The following is a 21831-nucleotide window of genomic DNA, read 5'->3' on the forward strand; positions in this document are numbered from 1 at the left end:
GTGTGGTCCTGGCCGTCGTTGCTACGGTCAAGCCCTTGCGAATGCGGCAGTCGCGCCAACCGGCGCGGTGCCGGCGACTTTCGCCGGGGCGAGGGAGGCCAGAAGGAACTCGGCTCCCGGGAGAGCACGGCATAAGCCGTCCGACCATCGCGCAGGGAAGGCCGAGTGATCGGCACCACCTGTATGCTGCTGTGCGGTTCTTCTGCGTGTGCATTTTGCGCAGCAGACCGCGGGTGCGTTGTCAGCACCCGGCCTTCCCTGCGCTCTCTTGGCTCAAGAGGGTGAGCGATGAAGCAAAGCTCGGGTGAAACAAGCCGCGAGAGCGCGAAGGCGTGTGCCTGCGGGCGGAAATGTGCATTGAAGGATGGCGATGCTGCCCCTTGCTCCGTCATTGCGAGGAGCCCTTGCGACGAAGCAATCCAGAATCTTTCCGCGGAAAGACTCTGGATTGCTTCGCTGCGCTCGCAATGACGGTGGAGGCAGCGCGGCGTCTTACCTCGCTTCCGTACCCCGGACGCAGCGCAGCGTTCCTTCGACGGTGCGCTGCAGGGCCGGGGCTCATGTTGCGGCATCGTACCGAGGCCCCTCGGTCCCGGTTCAGCCCCGCAACGCTTGCGCGTTGCAGCTTGTCCGGGACGCGAGAGAGCGGATCACCACGAAATCGGAATCCTCTGCGCGAATCCGCCCAGATCCGAGTCCGGGCTCAGGGGCTGGCGATCGAGCGGCCGGTTGTTGTTGCCGCGCGCGAACGAAGCGCCCGGCGGCAAGGCGTAGTCGGTGAACTTGCGCTCGCCGGGCAGCACCTCGGTCCCGCCATCCAGCCAAGATCGCTTGCTGACATAGATGCGCGTATGCGGACCGGACTGATAGGAGCGGTTGGGTCCGCGCGGACCGTATTCATAGACGGCAGTTTGGGCGGTCTGCTGTCGATCGCGCTTGCCGGTGGTTGCTGCATGCGAGGTGAGGGTAGAGGCGAGGAGGGCGACCAGCACCGTTCCGGTCATGACGAGCGCGTTCATCGGCGAATGCCTCATGCGGGTTCCTGATGACGCCGCCTCTCGCACCGGCTTGAGAGGCTGTAAAGAATTGAGGCGTTGCGCGATGTTGCTGCGCGCTAGCGCGGCCGGGCCGCGAGCGCGGCGACCCGCATGCCGCTCATTCGCCCCTGAAAGCCCGCGGGGTCGTCATGGCGGCCGTACGCTTGCGGCTGATCGGCCAATCAAATTCAACGACCGGAAACAGTACAGCAACATCAAAGCCACACCGCAGCCACAGGCGTCTCGTTTCAGAGTGGGAGGTGCTCTTGAGGTGTGGAATGTCGGTGTTGCGGGCCTTTCTGATCGCGGTGGTGATGGGTGGTGTAACGATTGCGAGTTCAATTCCCGTCGTGTTGCCGCAGCCGGCGGCCGCGCAGACCGTGGAGACGATCGTGGTCGAAGGTAACCGCCGCGTCGAGGCCGAGACGGTCCGCTCGTACTTCCGGTCGGCGGCCGGCGGGCGCCTCGATCAGGCAGCCATCGATGACGGGCTCAAGGCGTTGATCGCGACCGGCCTGTTTCAGGATGTGAAGATCGATCGGGCCGGCGGTCGCATCGTGGTGTCGGTCGTGGAAAATGCCGTGATCGGCCGCATCGCTTTCGAAGGCAACAAGAAGATCAAGGACGAGCAGCTCTCGGCCGAAATCCAGTCCAGGCCGCGCGGGACCTTCTCGCGGGCGTTGGTGCAGTCGGACACGCTGCGGATCGCCGAGATCTATCGGCGCTCGGGACGCTACGACGTGCGGGTCACGCCTGAAATCATCGAGCAGCCGAGCAACCGCGTGGACCTCATCTTCACGGTCGAGGAGGGCGTCAAGACTTCGGTGAAGTCCGTCGAGTTCATCGGCAACAGCGCCTTCTCGGCTTCGCGCCTGCGCGACGTCATCAAGACCCGTGAGAGCAACCTGCTCAGTTTCCTCGGCAGTAACGACATCTACGATCCCGATCGCGTCGAGGCGGATCGCGACCTGATCCGCCGCTTCTACCTCAAGAACGGCTTCGCCGACGTCCAGGTCGTCGCCGCACTCACCGAATACGATCCGGAGAAGAAGGGCTTTCTCGTTACATTCAAGATCGAGGAAGGCCAGCAATATCGGGTTGGATCGGTCGATTTCCGCTCCAGCATTCCCAATTTCGATGCGGGCTCGCTCCGCACTTATTCGCGCGTCGGCGTCGACTCGCTCTACAACGTCGAATCGGTCGAGAAGTCGACCGAAGAGATGCAGATCGAGGCCTCGCGCCGCGGCTATGCCTTTGCCGTGGTTCGTCCCGCCGGGGACCGCAATTTCGAGGCACACACCGTCTCCGTCGTGTTCAACGTCGACGAAGGCCCGCGGACCTATATCGAACGCATCAACCTCCGCGGCAACACGCGCACGCGCGACTACGTGATTCGCCGCGAATTCGATCTCTCGGAGGGCGATGCCTACAACCGCGCGCTGGTAGACCGCGCCGAGCGGCGGCTGAAGAACCTCGACTATTTCAAGAGCGTCAAGATCGTCACCGAGCCGGGCTCCTCCAGCGACCGCGTGATCCTGGTCGTCGACATGGAAGAGAAATCGACCGGCGACTTCTCGATCTCGGGCGGCTACTCCACGACCGACGGTGCGCTGGCCGAGGTCTCTGTCTCCGAGCGCAACCTGCTCGGTCGCGGCCTCTACGGCAAGGCCTCGGTCAGCTATGGTCAATATTCCCGCGGCGTCTCGCTGTCCTTCGTCGAGCCCTATCTGCTCGGCTACCGGCTGGCGCTCGGCCTCGACACCTATTGGCGCGAGCAGAAGTCGAACAGCTATACGAGTTACGGCGTGACCACGCTGGGCTTCTCCCCGCGCCTCGGACTGGCATTGCGCGAGGACCTCACGCTCCAGCTCCGCTATTCGCTGTATCAGCAGAGCATCTCGCTCGCCAGCGCCTACAACAACTGCAACAACAATGCGGCGAATTCCTCGCTGGCCTACAACCCCACTCCCGCCTACATCCAAAACGTGCTGGGCGGCGTCGACCCGACCAACTCAACCAGCTCGGGCGTCTACGGCTATGGCTGCTACGGCGACGGCGAATCCAGCCTGCCGGTCCGCAAGGAGCTCGCGAACGGCGCGACCTGGACTTCGACGCTCGGCTACACGCTGAGCTACAACACCCTCGACAACACCAAGAACCCCACCGACGGCCTGCTGGTCGATTTCAAGCAGGATTTCGCGGGTGTCGGCGGCGACGTCACCTATCTGAAGACGGCGTTCGATACCAAATACTACACGCCGCTGGTGTCCGAGATCGTCAGCGTGATCCACCTTCAGGGCGGCCTGCTCAGCAAGATCGGCGATCAGGACCTGCGCATGCTGGATCACTTCCAGATGGGCCCGAACCTGGTGCGCGGCTTCGCCTCCAACGGCATCGGCCCGCGCGACATTACGTATTGGAGCCTGGGTTCGAGCGGCGACGCGCTCGGCGGCACCAAATATTGGGGCGCCTCGATGGAGCTGCAGATGCCGTTCTGGTTCCTGCCGAAGGAAGTCGGGCTGAAGGGCGCGGTCTACGCCGATGCCGGATCGCTCTGGGGTTACCAGGGGCCGACCTCCTGGTCGGCCACGGGCGAAGTCAATACCAAGGCCTGTCCGACCTGCGGACTGCAATATGACGACGGCAGTGTGGTGCGATCGTCGGTCGGCGTCGGCCTGATCTGGGCTTCGCCGTTCGGGCCGCTGCGCTTCGACTACGCCGTGCCGCTCACGAAGGGCAAATACGACATGGTTCAGGAGTTCAGGTTCGGCGGGGGCACGTCGTTCTAGCAGGCTGTTGCTCTAGCCGCCGAGAATGCGGCGGCAGGCGTCGACGAAGACCTCTGCGCCGGTGACGATATCGGCATCCGCGGTGTTCTCGGTCCAGTGATGGCTGATGCCCCCGATCGACGGCACGAACAGCATGCCCGCGGGCATGACGGTCGCGAGCATCTGCGCATCGTGGCCGGCGCCGCTCGGCATGCGGATGGATCGGCCCCCGGCCAGAGCCTTGCTCGCGGCCTCGATCGCATCCTGGAAGCCGGAATTCATCATTGCGGGCGCACCGGTGCGCAGCTTTTCCACGGTGACGGTGCAGGGACCCTGCGCGTTGACCTCGTCCGCCATCGTGTGCAGCAGCGCTTCCAGCCGCGCGATGACGGCCGGATCGTCGTCGCGGATCTGGAACAGCATCTCTGCGCCGCCCGGAATGATGCTCGGTGCGCCCGGATCGAGCGTGATGCGCCCGGTGGTCCAGACCGTGCGCGGACCGCAGGCGGCCGGGAAGCGTTCGTCGATCGCCACACAGAATTTCGCCAGCGCCAGCCCGGCGTCCTTGCGTACCGCCATGCGCGTGGTACCGGCGTGGTTCTGCTCGCCGGCAAAATTGATCTGGTACTGCCAGATACCGACGATGGAGGTCACGACGCCGATCGCGAGGCGGCCGCTTTCGAGCGTGTCGCCCTGCTCGATGTGCGCCTCCAGATATCCAACGTGCCGGCCCGGCTCGACGCTGACGCGCGGGCGTCCGGCGAGACCCATGTCGGCAAGCGCATCGCGCATGGTGCGGCCGCTGGTGCGGTCGCGCGCGGCGTCGATGTCTGCCTCGGTCACCTGTCCGACATAGGAGCGCGAGCCGAGGAAATGGCCGAAATGTCCCTCCTCGTCGCACCAGGCGGCGACTTCGACCGCGCCTTGGAACGAGGGATCGGTGTTGAGCACGCGTGCGGCTTCGAGCGCGTAGACGACGCCGAGCGGACCATCGAGCCAGCCGGCGTAGTTCTGGCTCTCCAGATGCGAGCCCGCCAGCAGCTTCGGCCCGGGCTTCGTGCTGGTGCCGAGCACGTTGCCGATGCCGTCGATCGTCGCGGAGAGGTTGGCCTCGGGCAGCTTCTGAACGAGCCACTCCAGCGAAAGCTTGTGCGGCTCGGAGAAAGTCGGCTTGTGCACGCCGGTCTTGTAGGCACCCATGGCGCGGAGCGCATGGAGGTCGGCGAGGACGCGATTTCCGTCCGCGCGGGGCTGGGTGTCAGGCATGTTCGGCAACTTTCAGCGCCTCGGTGCGGATCTCCTCGACCAGCCGCTCCTTGAGCTGGACGAATTCCGGCGTGGTCTTGATCTTGTAGGAGCGTGGATGCGGCAGGTCCACATTGATCTCGGCCTTGATGCGGCCGGGGCGCGCGCTCATGACGATGACGCGGCTGCCGAGGAATATGGCCTCCTCGATGTCGTGGGTCACGAACAGCACTGTCTTCTGGTCGCGTTCCCAGATCCCGAGCAGCATCTCCTGCATCAAGGCGCGGGTCTGGTTGTCCAGCGCGCCGAAGGGCTCGTCGAGCAAAAGGATCTTCGGGTCGTTTGCGAGCGCACGCGCGATTGCCGTGCGCTGCTGCATGCCGCCGGAGAGTTGCTTCGGCCAGTGGTTCTCGAAGCCGGACAATCCGACCCGGCGGATGAAGGCGTCGGCGATCTTGTTGCGCTCGTCCTGGGCCACGCCGCGCTCACGCAGGCCGAAGGCGATGTTCTCGCGCACGGTCAGCCAGGGGAACAGCGTGTAGGACTGGAACACCATGCCGCGATCGGCGCCGGGGCCAGTCACCTCGCGCCCGTCGAGCGTGACGCGCCCGCTGGTCGGGCGATCGAGGCCGGCGACGATGCGCAGCAGCGTGGACTTGCCGCAGCCGGACGGACCGAGGATGGTGACGAAGTCGTTGTTGCCGATGGTGAGGTCAGTCGGCTCCAGCGCTCTCGTCGGCGCGTTGCCATGGCGTGCGGGGAAGGTGCGTGAGACCTGCTCGATCTTGAGAATCGTCATGCGAGCTTCCACGGGAACAGCCACGCGTTGAACGCCTTGAACAGGAAGTCCGAGATCAGCCCGATCAACCCGATCACGATGATGCCGAAGATGATCTGGCCGGTGTTGAGCAGCGCCTGGCTGTCGGTGATCATGTGGCCGATGCCGGAGGACGAGCCGATCAACTCGGCGACGATGACGTAGGTCCAGGCCCAGCCCAGCACCAGCCGCAGGATTTCAGCGATCTCGGGGGCGGAGGACGGCAGCAGCACGCGGCGGATGATGCCCCGGTCGCCGGCGCCCAGCGTATAGGCCGCCTCGACCAGGTCGCGCCGCGTGGCGCCGACGGTCACTGCGACCATCAGGATGACCTGGAACACCGAGCCGATGAAGATGACGAGCAGCTTCTGCAACTCGCCGATGCCCGCCCACAGGATCAGGAGCGGAATGAAGGCGGAGGCGGGCAGATAGCGCGCGAAGGAGACGAACGGCTCGAGGAATGCCTCGACCGGCTTGTAGGCGCCCATCAGCACGCCGAGCGGCACCGCAATGATTGCCGCGAGCCCAAAGCCGCCCACGACGCGCCAGATCGTCATGCCGATGTCGAACAGGAAGCCGTGCTTGGTGAGCAGCTCAACGCCCTCCTGCACCATGGTCAGGGGATTGGCGAGGAAGGTTTTCGACACATGGCCGCCAAACGTCGCCCAGGACCAGAGGGCGACGAACAGCGCGAAGAACGCAAGGCCATACGCCGCGCGCTGCCTCGATGTAACAGGGTCCAGGGGACGCATCAGACTGTCTATCCGAGAAGTCGATCATGTGCCGGTCCCGCGCTTCAGCGGAACCGGCGGCTTGAAGACGTTTACTTGATGAAGCTCGCGTCGAAGAGGTCCTCGACCTTCGGCGCGGCCTTGATGATGCCGATCTCGAGCAGGAGGTCGGCGGCCTCCTTGTTGAAGGTCAGGAAGTCGCCGGCGAAGAATTTCTGGTTCGCGGCCTTGTCCTGCCAGCGCAGATATTTTGCCGAGTTCCCGAACTGCTCGGCGGTCTGCTTCACGTCGGCGCCCATGATCTCGTAGGCCTTGGCCTGGTCCTTGGCGATCATCTCGAGCGCCTCGAAATAGCTGTCGGCGAGCGCCTTGGCGGCCTTGGGATTCTCCGTCAGGAACTTCGGTGTGCAGCCAAAAGTGTCCATGACCATCGGGTAGTCGAGCGTGGTGGCGATGATCTTGCCCTTGTCCGGCGCGGCGCGAACCGTCGACAGGTAAGGCTCGTAGGTCATCGCGGCGTCGTTCTGGCCGGAGACGAAGGCCTGCGCGGCGGCAGCCGGCTCCAGGTTCACGACCGTGACGTCCTTCACAGTCAGCCCGTTTTTCTTCAGCATCCAGGCCAGCGCGAAATAGGGCGAGGTGCCGGGCGCGGAGGCCGCGATGGTCTTGCCCTTCAGGTCCTTGATCGCGGCGACGTCGTTGCGCACCGCCATGCCGTCGGCGCCGTAGCTCTTGTCGAGCTGGAAGATCTGCTTGGTCGCAACGCCATTGGCATTCCAGGAGATCCAGGTCTCGACCGTGGTCGCCGCGCACTGGATGTCGCCGGAGGCGATCGCGAGATGGCGGTCCTTCTGCGGAATCTTCTTGATGGTGACGTCGAGGCCGTTCTTCTTGAAGATGCCGGCCTCCTTCGCCAGCGTCAGCGGCGCGAAGCCGGTCCATCCGGAGATGCCGACGCCGACCTTGACGTCGTCGGCGAGCGCGGGAGTTGCGGCCGCGAGGGCAATGATTGTCGCAAATACTTTCGAACTACGCATGTTTGTCGTCCTCTTGCCGATCGATGGATTGACGTCCTGTTGATTACTGCCGGCCCATCTGGGCCGTTGCCCGAAGCGTTGCACGATTTGTGCCGACATATCCTCTCAGCCTCCCTTGAATCGGGCAACAAGGCGGTGAGAGTCACCGGGATAGAGCAGCCGCACGGCCGTGATGGTGCGCGCGCTGCGCCAGGTATAGCGGTCGATCACGAGGCAGGGTGCGCCGACGGCGATGCCGAGTGCTGCCGCGGTGCGATCGTCCGCAACGATCGCGCTGATCGTGTGCTCGGCTTCCGTCCATGGGACATGATGGAGCAGCCATGAGCCGGGTGGTTCGCGCGAGAAGTCCGCAGTCGCGGCATTCGGCACCGACGACAGATCGATCAGCCTGTCCTCGACCGCGAACGGCACGTTGTCGGCACTGTGCCGGCAGGCGATCGCGATCACCTTGCCCGCCTTCTTGACGCCGAGACGGTCGCGGTCGGCAGCCGTGGCCACACGCAGCTTGCGGCCGATCAACTCGTAGCCGTAAGCGCGCCCAAGGGCGGTGATCTCGGCGCGAATGTCGGCGATCTTGAGAACCGCCGATTGATGCTGCGGCCGGCGCACGAAGGAGCCCGCGCGCCGCCGCCGTTCGATCAGGTCGGCCTGCGCCAGCTCCGACAGCGCCTTGTTCACGGTCATGCGCGAGCAGCCGTAGCGGGCCACCAATTCGTGCTCGAATGGAATGCGGTGGCCGGGCGGCCATTCGCCTGTCAGGATGCGCTTCTCGATGTCGGCGCGGATGCGCTTGTAGAGCGTGGGCTTGTCGGTTGCTTCGGCCGCGAGGCTCATGCGACGAGTCTCCGCACCGATGCATTGAAGCGTTCGCGCGCGGCTTGGCGCAATCTGTGTCGTCCGCCCTCCACGACCTTGTCGCCGCCGGCCCAGACGCAATCGATCGCGCCGCCGCCTGCGGCGAAGATCCAGCCGTCGATGATCGTGTCGCCGGCGCGACCCGACAACGAAGGGTGCGACATATCGAGCGTGACGATATCGGCGCGCGCGCCTGGCGTGAGACCGATCGTCCCTTGCGCCAACGCCCGTGCTCCACCCGTGAGCGCATGGTCGAAGAGCGTGCGTCCCGTCGAACGGCCTGCGCCACTGGATAGCACGTTGCGCTGGCGATGCTTCAGCCGTTGGCCGTATTCGAGCTGACGGAGCTCGTCGGCCGCGCCGACCAGCACGTTGGAATCGGTGCCGACTCCGAAGGAGCCCCCCGCAGCGAGAAATTCGGGCGCCGGGAAGATACCGTCGCCGAGGCTCGCCTCGGTGATGGGGCAGAGGCCCGCCACCGCGCCTGTTCTCGCGAACGCAGCGATCTCCTCGTCCGTCGTATGGGTCGCGTGAATGATGCACCAATGCCGGTCGACGGGTGCCTGCTCCAGCAGCCATTGCACCGGCCGGCGGCCCGACCAGGCCAGGCAATCCTCGACTTCCTTGACCTGCTCCGCCGCATGGATATGCACCGGCCCGCCCTCGGCGAGCGGAACGAGTGCTCTCAGCTCGTCCGGCGTGACCGCGCGAAGGCTGTGCGGCGCGATGCCGATATTGGCGCCCGGCAATGTTGCGATGGCCTTGCGTGACGCCGCCATCAGCGTGGCGAACTGGTCGACCGTGCAGATGAAACGGCGCTGTCCGTCATGCGGCTGCGCGCCGCCAAATGAGCCATGCGCATAGAAACTCGGCAGCAGCGTCAGCGCGATGCCGGAAGCTTCGGCAGCCTGCGCAATGCGCGCAGCCATTTCGGCGACGTCCGCATAGGGCGAGCCGTCGCAATCGTGGTGGAGATAGTGGAATTCGCCGACGCGGGTGAAGCCTTGTTCGAGCATCTCGACATAGAGCAGCGTCGCAACTGCGGCGACGTCGTCGGGGGTCATCGCCAGCGCGAAACGGTACATCGTCTTGCGCCAGGTCCAGAAGGTGTCGGTACTGTCGCCGCGTAGCTCCGCCAGACCCGCCATGCCGCGCTGGAAGGCGTGGCTGTGCAGGCTCGCCAGTCCCGGCAGCGCGATTGCGTGGCGTTCATCGCCGGCAACGGGCGCGACATTCGGCGTCACCTCCGCGATCGCGCCGGCGGCGATCACCACCTGCACGTCATTGGCCCAGCCCGAGGGCAGGAGCGCGGAGGCGAAATGCAGTCGGGTCATGATTACACGCCGGCTGGACAGAACCGTCCCACGATTATATGTCTAGACATATAAGTCAAGCATCCTAGGGCGCAGGGACATCCGCGAAGGGACCGTTGCATGGCAGAGCGCTTCGACCGGATCTGGCACAATGCCCGGCTCGCCACGATGCGGGCCGACCGTCCCGAACTCGGCGAGATCGAGCACGGCGCGATCGCCGCGCGCGAGGGCCGTATCGTCTATGCCGGCTCGCGGGCCGACTTTCCGGCGGACGCCGATGCAGCCGAACGGGTCGATTGCGAAGGGCGCTGGATCACGCCGGGCCTCGTCGACTGCCACACCCATCTGGTCTATGGCGGCAACCGCGCGCATGAATTCGAGCTGCGCCTGAAGGGCGCGAGCTATGAAGAGATTGCGCGCGCCGGCGGCGGCATCGTGTCGACGGTGGCCGCGACGCGCAAGGCGAGCGAGGCGGAGCTCGTCGCAAGTGCGCTGCCGCGGCTCGATGCGTTGATCGCGGAGGGCGTCACCACGATCGAGATCAAGTCCGGCTATGGCCTCGATACCGAAACCGAAATACGTCAGCTCTCTGCTGCGCGAAACCTCGGCCGCGAGCGACCAATCGCCATCCGCACGTCCTTTCTGGGCGCGCATGCCCTGCCGGTCGAGGCCGAGGGCGACAAGGACCGCTACATCGATCTCGTATGCACAAAGATGCTGCCGGCCGTTGCAAAGGCCGGCCTCGCCGATGCCGTCGATGCCTTCATGGAGGGCATCGCGTTCTCGGCCGAGCAGACCGCGCGGGTGTTTGAGGCGGCGCGGGCGGTGGGCTTGCCGGTCAAGCTCCACGCCGACCAATTGTCGAATCTCGGCGGCGCTGCGCTTGCCGCAAAATTCTCGGCGCTCTCCGCCGATCATCTCGAGCACACCGACGAAGCCGGCGCTGCCGCGATGGCGAAGGCGGGCACGGTGGCGGTGCTGCTGCCCGGCGCATTCTATTTCATCCGGGAGACGCAGAAGCCGCCGGTCGAAGCATTCCGCACGCATGGCGTTGCCATGGCGCTTGCGACCGACTGCAATCCCGGCAGCTCGCCGCTGACCTCGCTGCTACTCACGATGAATATGGGCGCGACACTGTTCCGGATGAATGTGGTCGAATGCATCGCGGGCGTCACCCGTGAGGGTGCACGTGCGCTCGGCGTGCTCGGCGAAACCGGGACGCTGGAGGCCGGAAAGTGGTGCGATCTCGCGATCTGGGACATCGAGCGGCCGGCCGAGCTGGTCTACCGCATCGGCTTCAATCCGCTGCATCGCCGGGTCTGGAGGGGCCAGTGATGGAGCAGGGGGCGCCGATCATCGTCAAGCCGGGGGCGGTCTGCCTCGAGGATCTCGCGCGCGTGCTCGAAGGACAATCCGTCGTGCTCGATCCGTCGTTCTGGCCGCGCGTCGAGACGGCGGCGGAGATCGTCGCGAGGGCCGCGCAGGCCGACGCCCCCGTCTATGGCATCAACACCGGCTTCGGCAAGCTGGCGTCGAAGCGCATTCCGCCCGACCAGACCGCGCTGCTCCAGCGCAACCTCATCGTCTCGCATTGCTGCGGCGTGGGTCCGGCGACGCCCGAGCCGATCGTCCGGCTGATGATGGCGCTGAAGATCGTCTCGCTCGGGCGCGGCGCCTCCGGTGTGCGCCGGCAGGTGATCGAGCAGTTGCAGGCCATGCTGGCGCGGGGCGTCTACCCGCTGGTGCCGCAGCAGGGCTCCGTGGGTGCCTCCGGCGATCTCGCGCCGCTTGCGCATATGACGGCGGTGATGATTGGTGAAGGGCAGGCGTTCGTTGACGGCGAAACCGTTCCGGGCGCCGAGGCGCTCGAGGCCGCCGGTCTCGCGCCGCTGACGCTTGGGCCAAAGGAAGGCCTTGCGCTGATCAACGGCACGCAATTCTCGACGGCCTATGCCCTCGCCGGCGTGCTGCGCGCGTTTCGCCTGGCGCGCGCAGCGCTCGTCACCGGCGCGCTGTCGGTGGACGCGGCGATGGCCTCGACGGCGCCGTTCCGTCCCGAGATCCAGGCGTTGCGCGGCCATGCGGGGCAGATCGCTGCGGCGGCGACGCTGACGGCGCTGCTCGACGGCAGCGACATCCGCCTGTCGCATCTCGATGGCGATGAGCGTGTGCAGGATCCCTATTGCCTGCGCTGCCAGCCGCAGGTCGCGGGCGCCGCGCTCGACCTGATCACGCAGGCCGCGCGCACGCTGATCGTCGAGGCCAACGCCGTCACCGACAATCCGCTGGTGCTGGTCGAGACCGGTGAGATCGTCTCCGGCGGCAATTTCCATGCGGAGCCTGTCGCCTTTGCCGCCGACGCGCTGGCGTTGGCGCTGTCCGAGATCGGCGCGATCAGCGAGCGGCGGATCGCGACGCTGGTCGATCCCGCACTCAATTTCGGTTTGCCGCCGTTTCTCACGCCCGATCCAGGCATCAATTCCGGCTTCATGATCGCGGAGGTCACGGCGGCCGCGCTCTATGCCGAGAACAAGCAGCGCGCAGCCGCCTGCTCGATCGATTCGACGCCGACCAGCGCCAACCAGGAAGACCACGTCTCGATGGCCGCGCACGCGGCGCGGCGACTGTCCGACATGGCCGACAATCTCGCCGCCATCCTCGGCATCGAACTGTTGGTCGCAGCCCAAGGCATCACATTGCGCGCGCCGCACGCGACCAGCGCGCCGCTCGCTGCCGTGATTGCCGCCCTCCGCGAGCTGGTTCCTGCGCTCGGCGCCGACCGTTACATGGCCGACGATCTCGCCAGGGCCACCGCGCTGATCGAGGCGGACGCGCTGCCCGTGACGGCACTCACAGCGCTTTCGTCCGATCCGTTTCCGAGACTCGACTGAAGAGGTATTGGCATGAACCGCCGTCTGGACAACGACCGCATCATCCGCGCGCCGCGCGGCAGCGACATCAGCGCGAAGAGCTGGTTGACGGAAGCGCCCTTGCGCATGCTGATGAACAATCTCGATCCTGACGTCGCGGAGCGCCCGAGCGAGCTCGTCGTCTATGGCGGCATCGGCCGCGCCGCGCGCGACTGGGAAAGCTTCGACCGGATCGTGGCGGCCCTGCGCAAGCTCGAAGCCGATCAGACGCTGCTGGTCCAGTCCGGCAAGCCGGTCGGCGTGTTCCGGACCCACACCGATGCGCCGCGCGTGCTGATCGCGAACTCCAACATCGTGCCGCATTGGGCGACGCTCGACCATTTCAACGAGCTCGATCGCAAGGGTCTGATGATGTACGGCCAGATGACGGCAGGCTCCTGGATCTACATTGGCAGCCAGGGCATCGTGCAGGGCACCTACGAGACGTTTGTCGAGGTCGGCCGCCGCCATTATGGCGGCAGCCTCGCCGGCAAGTGGATCCTCACCGCCGGCCTCGGCGGCATGGGTGGCGCGCAACCGCTGGCCGCGACCATGGCCGGCGCCTCGCTGCTCGCGGTCGAATGCCAGCCGAGTCGAATCGAGATGCGCTTACGCACCGGCTATCTCGACCGCCAGGCCGCGACTCTCGACGAAGCGCTCGCGATCATTGCAGAGGCAGCGAAAACGAAGAAGGCGGTCTCGGTCGGGCTGCTCGGCAATGCCGCGGACATCTTCCCCGAGCTGGTGCGCCGCGGTGTCAAGCCCGACGTCGTCACCGACCAGACCAGTGCACACGACCCGATCAACGGCTACTTGCCCAAGGGCTGGACGCTCGCAGAGTGGGAGGCGAAGCGCGCTTCCGATCCGAAGGCGGTCGAGCGCGCGTCAAAAACCTCGATGGTCGACCACGTCCAGGCCATGCTGGACTTCCACGCCCAGGGTATCCCGACGCTCGACTACGGCAACAACATCCGCCAGATGGCGCAGGACATGGGCCTCAAGAACGCGTTCGATTTCCCGGGCTTCGTACCCGCCTACATCCGTCCTCTGTTCTGCCGCGGCGTCGGACCGTTCCGCTGGGCTGCGCTCTCGGGCGATCCCGAGGACATCTTCAAGACCGATGCCAAGGTCAAGGAGCTGATGCCCGATGACAAGCATCTGCACAACTGGCTCGACATGGCCAAGGCGCGGATCAAGTTCCAGGGGCTGCCGGCACGGATCTGCTGGGTCGGTCTCGGGGATCGTCACCGCCTCGGCCTCGCCTTCAACGAGATGGTGGCGCGCGGCGAATTGAAGGCGCCCATCGTGATCGGCCGTGATCATCTCGACAGCGGTTCGGTCGCTAGTCCCAACCGCGAGACCGAGGCGATGAAGGACGGCTCGGACGCTGTGTCCGACTGGCCGCTGCTGAACGCGCTGCTCAATTGCGCCAGCGGCGCGACATGGGTGTCGCTGCACCATGGCGGCGGCGTCGGCATCGGCTATTCGCAGCACGCCGGCATGGTGATCGTCGCCGACGGCACGCCGGAAGCCGCCAGGCGCATCGAGCGCGTGCTCTGGAACGACCCTGCGACCGGCGTCATGCGCCACGCCGACGCCGGCTATGAGATCGCGATCGACTGCGCCCGAGACAAGGGGCTGGATCTGCCGAGCCTGGCGAGATAGTCGCGCCTCAGGCGACGACCTTGGCCGCAGGCATTCCGCTGCCGTCGAGGCGAAGTCGTTCCTTCGCGAGATAGTCGCTGATCGCGTCGCCCGGCATGGGTCTGGCGAAGTAATAGCCCTGGATGAAGTCGCATCCCAGGCGGCGCAAGCTGTCGAGCTGGGCGCGGGTCTCGACGCCCTCCACGACGCAGGCGATCTCCATGTCGTCGCACAGGCCCGTGAGCGATTTGATGATCTTGTGGCTGACGGGATTTTCGTTGATGTCGGAAACGAAGCTGCGGTCGACCTTGATCTTGTCGAGCGGCAGCCGGTGCACGTGGCTCAGCGACGAATAGCCGGTGCCGAAATCATCGAGCGAAATGCCGCAACCCATCGCCTTCAACGTCGCGATCGATTGCTGCGCGCGCACGAAGTCGAAGGTGACGGCCGTCTCGGTGATCTCGAAGTCGATCCGGTGCGGCGGCAGCCCGCTCTTCTCGATGATGGAGATCAGCGGCAGGATGCCTTCGGCCGCGCAGACGTCGTGGGCGGAGAGATTGAACGATAGCCGGATGTGATCGGGCCAGGTCCTGGCGGTCGCGAGCGCGCGGACCAGCAGCGCTTGCGTCAGTGGCCGGATCAGGCCGATGCGTTCGGCGGCCGGAATGAAATCGGCCGGAGAAACCAGGCCGAGACGGGCGCTGCGCCAGCGCGTCAGGACCTCGAAACCGGCGGTGTGCTCGCTCATGGCATCGACGATCGGCTGGAACACGAGATCCATCTCGGTGCTGAAATCGGCGGTGCGGAGCAAGTTCTCGATGACGCCGCGACTGCGGATCTCGGCCTCGAGCTCGCTCGAGAAGATCACGGTACGGCCGCGCAGATGGCGCTTGGCGTGATAGAGCGAATAGTCGGCACACTCGTACAGCGCTTCCCATGTCGTCGCGGAGTCCGGGAACAACGCGAAGCCGATCGAGCAGGACAGCCCGGTATGGGCGGTGTCGAGCTGGTAAGGCAACCTGACCTGGCTGCCGATGCGCTCGCCGAGGCGCATCAGATCCGCACCGTCGGGATCGCCGCACACGACGAGGCCGAACTCGTCGCCGCCGAGCCGGGCAAGCTCCACCCGTTGCGGGCCAAAGCCTTCGCAGACTTCGCGGATGCGCCGGCCCGCCTCGATCAGGACGCGGTCGCCGACGGAATGGCCGTAATTGTCGTTGATCGGCTTGAAGCCGTCGAGATCGATGATGCCGACCGCGACGCGAACGCCTCTGCGCTCGGCGTCGGCGAAGGCGTTTGACAGCTCGGCGAAGAAGCGGCGGCGGTTCGGTAGTTCGGTGAGGGAATCGAGATTGGCGAGGCGGAAGTTCTCGTCCGAGAGCGCCTGCGTCGCCGCCTGCTGGGCGAGCAGCGACTTGCGGCTGGCGACGAGATCTGCGAAGTCGCGGTAGTAGATGAACAACACCGTCACCATCGCGCCGGAAACCAGGAGGTTGTTGACGGCGATCGCCTTCAGCGTCGGTTCGCCCGTGGCGAAGAAGAACAGCACATAGGGCACGTCGACGATCAGCGTCACGATCAACGCCGCCGAGCGAAGATGCATCAGCGAGAAGATGCAGCCGATCACCGTGACCGCCATGTAGAAGGCGACTTGGCTCTTGGCAAAGGGATCGCCGTAGGGGTAGAGCGCGAAGGACCAGGCGGTGAAGCCGGCGCCGATCGGCAGAGTCAGCCAGTTGGTGGCGCGCAGGTTGCGCAGGATGTCGGCATCGCTGCGCACGAGGCGACGCTGGCGCAGCCACCAGAAGGTTCGCAAGCCTGCGAGCACGGTCAGCACGCTCGGCACGATCATCGTCAGCCAGTCCGGCGCCAAGTTCACATAGGTGTAGGCGACCGCGATCGTGTTGGTCATGAGGATGAAGTAGAGCAGCGGGATCTGCTTGGAGAAGGCGTCGAACTGCGCGCGTGTCAGGTCCGGGTTGTCGGCCGGAACGCGAAACAACCGCATTGCGGCGTCGAGATGAGACTTCAAATCGGCAACAGGCATTGAAATACGGGCCCCGGATGTCCTGAAAACGTCGGCGATCTTGCATGGCGCGGGTAAAGGGCGCGTTAGATCGGACCTCGCGGGGCAGGCCGGCACAGGTTGTGCGCAACCTTAGGATTGTCAGGCCGCATGGATTGGTGAGGTCTCGTTAAGGATATCCGGCGGCAGGGGCGTACGCCTCGGGCACAAGCCAGCGCCGCTACGGTCTGCTAACCATGGCGTCAGCCGGTACGTTCGGTCCACCTCTCGGTGGCCGCCGCAAGATCAGGCGAGAGCGGCCTGCCGCTCCCGCGTCGGTTCGCGGACCCGTTCGATGTTCCGCGGTTCGACGAGCCGGGTAAAGCTGCGCTGGTTCGCCTGCGGGGGCGCCTCGACGATGACGCCCTCACAGATGATCTGTCCGCCGAGCATCTTGAATTCCAGCTTGTCGTAGCGCGGCATTGTCTCGCCGGGCGCCGGCGGCAGCAGCCCGACGCTTCCCTGGATGTTCAGCGCGGCCTCGCCGGTGCCGTGAAGCCGCGGATTCCACATACGGATTCCTGTCTCCGCCCAGCGCTGCCGGATCAGCGCGGTGCGATCGGCCGGCTCCGCGGCTCTCGCCTGGGCCTTCGGTGCGCTGCGGATTTCTGGAGCAGGGGGCTCGATCGCCGGAGCCGGTTCGATCTCGATGACAACCCTGGCAGCTTCGATGGCCGCTGTCGCAACGGCCGTGACGACAGGAGCATCGCTTGCAGGGGCCGGCGCAACCTCGACGGCGAGCGCCGGGCCGCTGTCGGCTCTGGCTTCGGAAACGTCAGGTGCGACGCTACTGGCATCGCCGAGGAGGACCGGGATCGCTTCGACGGTGACCGTTTCGACCTCGGCGGAAACGTTGGGCGAGGGGGCCGCATCGATAACGGCATCCGGGACGTCAGTCGAAGCGGTCGCGACGTCAGATGATAAAACCACATCCTCTTCTGCGACCACGGAATCGATCTCGGCGGGCGATGCGTCGCCCATGATGGCGAGATCAGCATCTGCAACCGGCTCGTTCTGCGCGTCGGTCGGTGAAGCCAACACCGCCTCGGCGACTGGCGGCGTCGCGGGCGCCTCGATTTCAGTCACTCTCTTCGGAGATGAGTCGTCGGCGATACAGATATCGTCGGACGGATTCTCCGCAAAGACAACCACAGCCGTATCGTTCTCCGCGACTGGAGCCTGGGTGGTGAGGTCAGCGTCGTCGCGCACCGGGGCGGCGCTGATCTCCGCGATTGGAGCTTGAGCGGTGGCGGCGACGTCTTCGATGATAGCGGGCGAAGCATCTGCGGCGATCGGGGCGACGTCGGTGCTGCCGCCGTGCGGCACGGGCCGAAGCCGGGTAAACGCCCAGTTCACCGCAGGGATGCGGCGCAGCAACGATATCAGTCTCGAAAGCACTGGGAGTTGTCCAAGAGGTACTCGGCGTGAGGCAATCGCTGATTCGCCAGCAATGAGAAAACCTGCCCCGGCCGTCACACTTGTGTCAATGTAGGCAGGACCAATTGCAGAACATCCACGCGATATCCGCGCGTCCAGTCCACGGGTGAATTTCATCCCGCCTTGCGAATTGCAGTTCGCGATTCCTCCATCGAACGCACGGAGTGAGAGGGGACAACTGTCCCCTCTCGGGATCTTTGATCGTCAGCTCATTTGCCAGAGCCAGCGCCGCCGGAGCCCGCCCCGCCGCCGGCCTGGCTGCCCATGTTGTTGGTGTTGCTACCGCCGGCAGATGGCGATTGCGCGCCCTTGCTGTCGCTGGCCTCGTTCTGCATGTTCGACGTACGTCCGGTCGTCATTCCCTTGGTTGCCGGGCCGCGCGACGAGGGACCGACGTCGCCCTGACCGGAGGAGCCGGGGGCGGGTTGTGTCTGCGCGAAGGCGCCACCTGTCGCCATCGCCACGATGCATGCGGATGCCAGGATGATCTTCTTCATCGGATTCTCCTTGATTTACATGTCCGGACAACCAGCCTGTGCCGGCGCCGTTCCTGCCTGTCGCATCAACTCTCATTGCAGCCGAGATTGGGGTTCCCGTCGTGATCGCCAGCGGCTATTCAGGACCGTCATTGTCTGGTCGGAGACGGCGCATGAGGAAGCTTGCCACGATCGGAGCGGCTCTGCTCTGGTCCACCATCGCGTTCGCACAGGATCGCACCATCACCGTGGCCTCGACCACCTCGACGGAGCAGTCGGGGCTGTTCGGTCATTTGCTGCCTCTGTTCGCGAAGGCGGAGGGTATCAGCGTGAAGGTCGTTGCCGTCGGCACCGGCCAGGCGCTGGATATCGGACGGCGCGGGGATGCCGACGTGGTGTTCGTCCATGACAGGCCGGCCGAGGACAAGTTCATGTCCGAAGGGCAGGGCGTGAAGCGCTTCGACGTCATGTACAACGACTTCGTCATCATCGGGCCCAGAAGCGATCCAGCGCGGATATCAGGCAGCAAGGATGTGGTCGAGGCGCTGCGCAAGATCGCGGCGGCCAAGGCCCCGTTCGTCTCGCGCGGCGACAAGTCCGGTACGCATGCGGCCGAGCTGAGGCTATGGAAAGAGGCGGGCGTTGACCTCAGCGCCGGCAAGGACAACTGGTACCGCGAGATCGGTCAGGGCATGGGCCCGGCGCTGAACATGGCCTCTTCGTCGAACGCCTATGTCCTGTCGGACCGCGGCACCTGGCTATCGTTCAAGAACCGTGGCGAACTCGCCATCCTGACCGAGGGTGACAAGCGGCTCTTCAACCAGTACGGCGTCATGCTGGTGAATCCGGCCAAGCATACGAACGTGAAAGCGAAGGACGGGCAGGCCTTCATCGACTGGCTGGTTTCGCCGAAGGGGCAGGAAGCGATAGCCGGGTACAAGGTTGGCGGCGAGCAGCTATTTTTCCCCAACGCGTCCAACTAGCACGAAGGCGACGGTCGACACCGCCACGCTGAGCGCGAGCAGGATCAGTCCGAGTCCGAGCGCCAGCGGCAGGTCGCCTTTGCTGGTCTCCAGTGCGATCGCCGTCGTCATCGTGCGGGTGAAGCCGCGGATGTTGCCGCCGACGACGATGATGGCGCCGACTTCCGCAATGGCGCGCCCGAACGCCGCGAGAAAGGCCGTCAGCAGCGAAGTCCGCCCGAGCGCGAACAGCAGGCCGATGCTGCGCAATGTCGATAGCCCGTCGATCCGCGCCAGGTCGCCATACTCCGCCCAGAGCAGGCTCGCCGGCCGGTGCACCAGCGCAACCACGATCGGCGTCGCCAGCAGCGTCTGCGCGATCACCATCGCCGCCGGGGTGAACAGCAGGCCCGCAGCCCCGAGCGGCCCGGACCGCGACAGCAGGAGATAGAGCGCGAGCCCCACCACGACCGGCGGAAGGCCGAGCAGCGCATTGGTGAGGATGATGATGAGTTGACGCCCCCGGAAACGGGTGATCGCAAGCAGGGCTCCGAACGGTGCGCCGATCAGGAGCGCGACGATGCTGGCGGTCAGGCTGACTTGCACCGACAACGCGACGATGCCGAGCAGCTCGGCGTCGGCCTCGGCGATCAGAGTGAGGGCGGAGCCGATGGATCGTGCAAAGTCGTTCATCCGGCCTCAGGCAACTCCGTTCCGCGGGGCTCCCGCGACGTGCGTTCTCGCCGCTGCGGCTGCCATAATCAAGACCCGCCAGGGGGCGGAAGCCGGGACTGGGCTGCCGCGGGAGGGCACCGAGGTCACAAATCGCCGTCCGCGCGCCCGAAGACGGCGTTTGAAGCCTGTCGGGCCGCTTTATTCCGTCCATGGATGCTTTAAGGGAGGGGCAGGATCGGGTCGCAGCCGCCTTGCGGCGGTGCTAGACCTGATGCGGAAACAATGGCGCCGGGCCATGCTGGCACCGGCCGCAGGATGAGAAGGATATGAGGCAATGATCCAGACGGTTGGCATCATCGGGGCAGGGACCATGGGGAACGGCATCGCGCAGGTCTGCGCCGCGGCCGGACTTTCGGTCGTGATGGTCGACATTTCCGATGCGGCGGTGAACCGCGGCCTTTCGACCGTCGGCGGCAGCCTCGAGCGCCTGGTCAAGAAGGAGAAGATGTCGGCGGCCGATCGCGAGGCGGCGCTCAAGCGCATCACCGGCACCACCGACCGGTCGAAGCTGTCCGATTGCGATCTGGTCATCGAGGCCGCGACCGAGAACGAGGAGCTCAAGGTCAAGATCCTGAAGGACCTCTGCGCGACGCTGTCGCCGCGCACGCTGGTCGCGACCAACACGTCGTCGATCTCGATCACCAAGCTCGCTGCGGCGACCGATCGTCCCGACCGCTTCATCGGCATGCACTTCTTCAATCCGGTGCCGGTGATGGCGCTGCTGGAGCTGATCCGCGGCCTGCAGACCTCCGACGACACCCACGCCAAGGCGCTGGATTTCGCCAAGCGCGTCGGCAAGGTGGCGATCACGGCCAAGAACAGCCCGGGCTTCGCCGTCAACCGCATCCTGTGTCCGATGATCAACGAGGCGATCTTCGCGCTCCAGGAAGGGATCGCAACCGCGGAAGAGATCGACGCCGGCATGAAGCTCGGCTGCAACCACCCGATCGGGCCGCTGGCGCTGGCCGATCTCGTCGGGCTCGACACCATGCTTTCGGTGATGGAGGTCTTTTACAAGGGCTTCAACGATCCTAAATACCGGCCAGCCCCGCTGCTGAAGGAGATGGTCGATGCCGGCCATCTCGGCCGCAAGACCGGGCAGGGCTTCTACACCTATAGCGCCTGATGAAGGCGTCGGCGGCGGGCACTCAGAGCCCGCCGTCCGATCCCGCGATTTGCGCTGCGACAAAGACGTCGTGCGCGATTGGCCCGACAATGTCGAACGGGCGGCCTGCGGGAACCATGGAACGGATAGCAAGGATATGTCGGATCGACTGAAGGCCGAGCGCGAGGCCGCGGCTGCGCGGCGGAACCTGCTGACCCAGGATGCGATCGAGCGCACCGGGATCACCGAGGAGATGATCGGGGAGCTCGTCACCCGCTTCTACGGGCGCGTGCGCGAGGACGCACTGCTCGGTCCTGTCTTTGCGGTCGTCCAGAACTGGGACGAGCATCTCGCCAAGCTCAGGGATTTCTGGTCGTCGGTGGTGCTGATGAGCGGCCGCTATCACGGCTCGCCGATGCGGGCGCATCTGCCGCTGAACCTTGTTGGAGATCATTTCGACCGCTGGCTCGATTTGTTCGAACAGACCGCGCGCGAGGTCTGTTCGCCTTCGGCGGCTGCGCTGTTCATCGACAAGGCGCGTCGTATCGCCGACAGTTTTGAAATGGCTTCGGCAACTGTCGCGGGTCGTATCGCATCGCCGCGTCACGTGCTCCGCTCCTGAAGCGAGCCGCTCCGCCTTTGCCCGCAACGAGCGAGCGCGCTGCAGCAATTCCAACATCATCGGTCTGATCTGC

General features: G+C 65.5%; 18 protein-coding genes. 7 read left to right on the forward strand and 11 right to left on the reverse strand.

Going from position 1 to position 21831, the window contains the following annotated elements:
- Positions 1-650 precede the first annotated feature (650 nt).
- Positions 651-1034 (reverse strand): hypothetical protein, encoded by a 384-nt coding sequence (locus tag AX729_RS36680; RefSeq protein ID WP_082770643.1) that lies wholly within the window; start codon positions 1032-1034, stop codon positions 651-653.
- A 281-nt stretch (positions 1035-1315) separates the two neighbouring features.
- Between AX729_RS36680 and bamA the strand changes: the two genes are divergently transcribed.
- On the forward strand, positions 1316-3826 hold the full coding sequence (bamA, locus tag AX729_RS36685) for an outer membrane protein assembly factor BamA (protein WP_061029611.1): 2511 nt from the start codon (positions 1316-1318) through the stop codon (positions 3824-3826).
- Between the two features lie 12 nt (positions 3827-3838).
- On the opposite strand, the gene AX729_RS36690 is transcribed toward bamA, so the two are convergent.
- The 6 genes from AX729_RS36690 to AX729_RS36715 form a co-directional block, all read right to left on the reverse strand.
- Entirely contained in the window at positions 3839-5071 is a 1233-nt protein-coding gene (locus AX729_RS36690) for a Zn-dependent hydrolase (RefSeq protein ID WP_061029613.1), read from the reverse strand.
- Positions 5064-5849, reverse strand: coding sequence for an ABC transporter ATP-binding protein (locus AX729_RS36695; RefSeq protein ID WP_061029615.1), 786 nt, complete (start codon positions 5847-5849; stop codon positions 5064-5066). The genes AX729_RS36690 and AX729_RS36695 overlap by 8 nt, the downstream gene beginning before the upstream one ends.
- Positions 5846-6619, reverse strand: coding sequence for an ABC transporter permease (locus AX729_RS36700; RefSeq protein ID WP_061029617.1), 774 nt, complete (start codon positions 6617-6619; stop codon positions 5846-5848). Before AX729_RS36700 ends, AX729_RS36695 begins: the two co-directional genes overlap by 4 nt.
- Before the next feature lie 71 nt (positions 6620-6690).
- Positions 6691-7635: an ABC transporter substrate-binding protein gene (locus AX729_RS36705; protein WP_061029619.1), complete on the reverse strand. Its 945-nt coding sequence runs from the start codon at positions 7633-7635 to the stop codon at positions 6691-6693.
- 105 nt (positions 7636-7740) lie between these two features.
- Positions 7741-8469: a histidine utilization transcriptional repressor HutC gene (gene hutC / locus AX729_RS36710; RefSeq protein WP_061029621.1), complete on the reverse strand. Its 729-nt coding sequence runs from the start codon at positions 8467-8469 to the stop codon at positions 7741-7743.
- Positions 8466-9824 carry a formimidoylglutamate deiminase gene (locus AX729_RS36715; RefSeq protein WP_061029623.1) on the reverse strand — a complete coding sequence of 453 codons (1359 nt, stop codon included), beginning with the start codon at positions 9822-9824 and terminating at the stop codon, positions 8466-8468. The genes hutC and AX729_RS36715 overlap by 4 nt, the downstream gene beginning before the upstream one ends.
- Positions 9825-9923: 99 nt before the next feature.
- Between AX729_RS36715 and hutI the strand changes: the two genes are divergently transcribed.
- Genes hutI through hutU form a run of 3 tightly spaced genes read left to right on the forward strand, consistent with a single transcriptional unit; the run spans position 9924 to position 14377 of the window.
- The gene (gene hutI, locus AX729_RS36720; RefSeq protein ID WP_061029625.1) at positions 9924-11138 is read left to right on the forward strand and encodes an imidazolonepropionase; all 1215 of its coding nucleotides are present in this window, start codon (positions 9924-9926) and stop codon (positions 11136-11138) included.
- Entirely contained in the window at positions 11135-12694 is a 1560-nt protein-coding gene (gene hutH / locus AX729_RS36725; RefSeq protein WP_061029627.1) for a histidine ammonia-lyase, read from the forward strand. The genes hutI and hutH overlap by 4 nt, the downstream gene beginning before the upstream one ends.
- Positions 12695-12706: 12 nt before the next feature.
- Positions 12707-14377, forward strand: coding sequence for a urocanate hydratase (gene hutU / locus AX729_RS36730; RefSeq protein WP_061029629.1), 1671 nt, complete (start codon positions 12707-12709; stop codon positions 14375-14377).
- Between the two features lie 7 nt (positions 14378-14384).
- Here hutU and AX729_RS36735 read toward each other — a convergent pair whose 3' ends face one another.
- From AX729_RS36735 to AX729_RS36745, 3 genes are all read right to left on the reverse strand, one after another.
- Positions 14385-16403, reverse strand: a complete 2019-nt coding sequence (locus AX729_RS36735) for a putative bifunctional diguanylate cyclase/phosphodiesterase (protein WP_061029631.1) — start codon at positions 16401-16403, stop codon at positions 14385-14387.
- Between the two features lie 264 nt (positions 16404-16667).
- The gene (locus tag AX729_RS36740; protein ID WP_061029633.1) at positions 16668-17798 is read right to left on the reverse strand and encodes a hypothetical protein; all 1131 of its coding nucleotides are present in this window, start codon (positions 17796-17798) and stop codon (positions 16668-16670) included.
- A 269-nt stretch (positions 17799-18067) separates the two neighbouring features.
- The gene (locus AX729_RS36745; protein ID WP_061029634.1) at positions 18068-18355 is read right to left on the reverse strand and encodes a hypothetical protein; all 288 of its coding nucleotides are present in this window, start codon (positions 18353-18355) and stop codon (positions 18068-18070) included.
- Positions 18356-18507: 152 nt separating this feature from the next.
- Here AX729_RS36745 and AX729_RS36750 point away from each other — a divergent pair, with 152 nt between their 5' ends.
- Positions 18508-19317 (forward strand): ABC transporter substrate-binding protein, encoded by an 810-nt coding sequence (locus AX729_RS36750; RefSeq protein ID WP_061029636.1) that lies wholly within the window; start codon positions 18508-18510, stop codon positions 19315-19317.
- Here AX729_RS36750 and AX729_RS36755 read toward each other — a convergent pair.
- Entirely contained in the window at positions 19291-19989 is a 699-nt protein-coding gene (locus AX729_RS36755; RefSeq protein ID WP_061029638.1) for an ABC transporter permease, read from the reverse strand. The genes AX729_RS36750 and AX729_RS36755 overlap by 27 nt on opposite strands.
- A 316-nt stretch (positions 19990-20305) precedes the next feature.
- On the opposite strand from AX729_RS36755, the gene AX729_RS36760 reads away from it, so the two are divergent.
- Both AX729_RS36760 and AX729_RS36765 read left to right on the forward strand, forming a co-directional pair.
- Complete coding sequence (locus AX729_RS36760; protein ID WP_061029640.1) at positions 20306-21157, forward strand: 3-hydroxybutyryl-CoA dehydrogenase; 852 nt, start codon at positions 20306-20308, stop codon at positions 21155-21157.
- Between the two features lie 136 nt (positions 21158-21293).
- Positions 21294-21758, forward strand: coding sequence for a group III truncated hemoglobin (locus AX729_RS36765; protein ID WP_061029674.1), 465 nt, complete (start codon positions 21294-21296; stop codon positions 21756-21758).
- Positions 21759-21831: the final 73 nt, after the last annotated feature.

Source organism: Bradyrhizobium sp. CCH5-F6, from assembly GCF_001556045.1.
Taxonomy (GTDB): Bacteria; Pseudomonadota; Alphaproteobacteria; order Rhizobiales; family Xanthobacteraceae; genus Bradyrhizobium.

Bases quoted from the DNA above. Each gene is read 5' to 3' on its own strand.
- AX729_RS36680 (WP_082770643.1), bottom strand. From the start codon at position 1,034: ATGAGGCATTCGCCGATGAACGCGCTCGTCATGACCGGAACGGTGCTG.
- bamA (WP_061029611.1), top strand. From the start codon at position 1,316: ATGTCGGTGTTGCGGGCCTTTCTGATCGCGGTGGTGATGGGTGGTGTA.
- AX729_RS36690 (WP_061029613.1), bottom strand. From the start codon at position 5,071: ATGCCTGACACCCAGCCCCGCGCGGACGGAAATCGCGTCCTCGCCGAC.
- AX729_RS36695 (WP_061029615.1), bottom strand. From the start codon at position 5,849: ATGACGATTCTCAAGATCGAGCAGGTCTCACGCACCTTCCCCGCACGC.
- AX729_RS36700 (WP_061029617.1), bottom strand. From the start codon at position 6,619: ATGCGTCCCCTGGACCCTGTTACATCGAGGCAGCGCGCGGCGTATGGC.
- AX729_RS36705 (WP_061029619.1), bottom strand. From the start codon at position 7,635: ATGCGTAGTTCGAAAGTATTTGCGACAATCATTGCCCTCGCGGCCGCA.
- hutC (WP_061029621.1), bottom strand. From the start codon at position 8,469: ATGAGCCTCGCGGCCGAAGCAACCGACAAGCCCACGCTCTACAAGCGC.
- AX729_RS36715 (WP_061029623.1), bottom strand. From the start codon at position 9,824: ATGACCCGACTGCATTTCGCCTCCGCGCTCCTGCCCTCGGGCTGGGCC.
- hutI (WP_061029625.1), top strand. From the start codon at position 9,924: ATGGCAGAGCGCTTCGACCGGATCTGGCACAATGCCCGGCTCGCCACG.
- hutU (WP_061029629.1), top strand. From the start codon at position 12,707: ATGAACCGCCGTCTGGACAACGACCGCATCATCCGCGCGCCGCGCGGC.
- AX729_RS36735 (WP_061029631.1), bottom strand. From the start codon at position 16,403: ATGCCTGTTGCCGATTTGAAGTCTCATCTCGACGCCGCAATGCGGTTG.
- AX729_RS36745 (WP_061029634.1), bottom strand. From the start codon at position 18,355: ATGAAGAAGATCATCCTGGCATCCGCATGCATCGTGGCGATGGCGACA.
- AX729_RS36750 (WP_061029636.1), top strand. From the start codon at position 18,508: ATGAGGAAGCTTGCCACGATCGGAGCGGCTCTGCTCTGGTCCACCATC.
- AX729_RS36755 (WP_061029638.1), bottom strand. From the start codon at position 19,989: ATGAACGACTTTGCACGATCCATCGGCTCCGCCCTCACTCTGATCGCC.
- AX729_RS36760 (WP_061029640.1), top strand. From the start codon at position 20,306: ATGATCCAGACGGTTGGCATCATCGGGGCAGGGACCATGGGGAACGGC.
- AX729_RS36765 (WP_061029674.1), top strand. From the start codon at position 21,294: ATGTCGGATCGACTGAAGGCCGAGCGCGAGGCCGCGGCTGCGCGGCGG.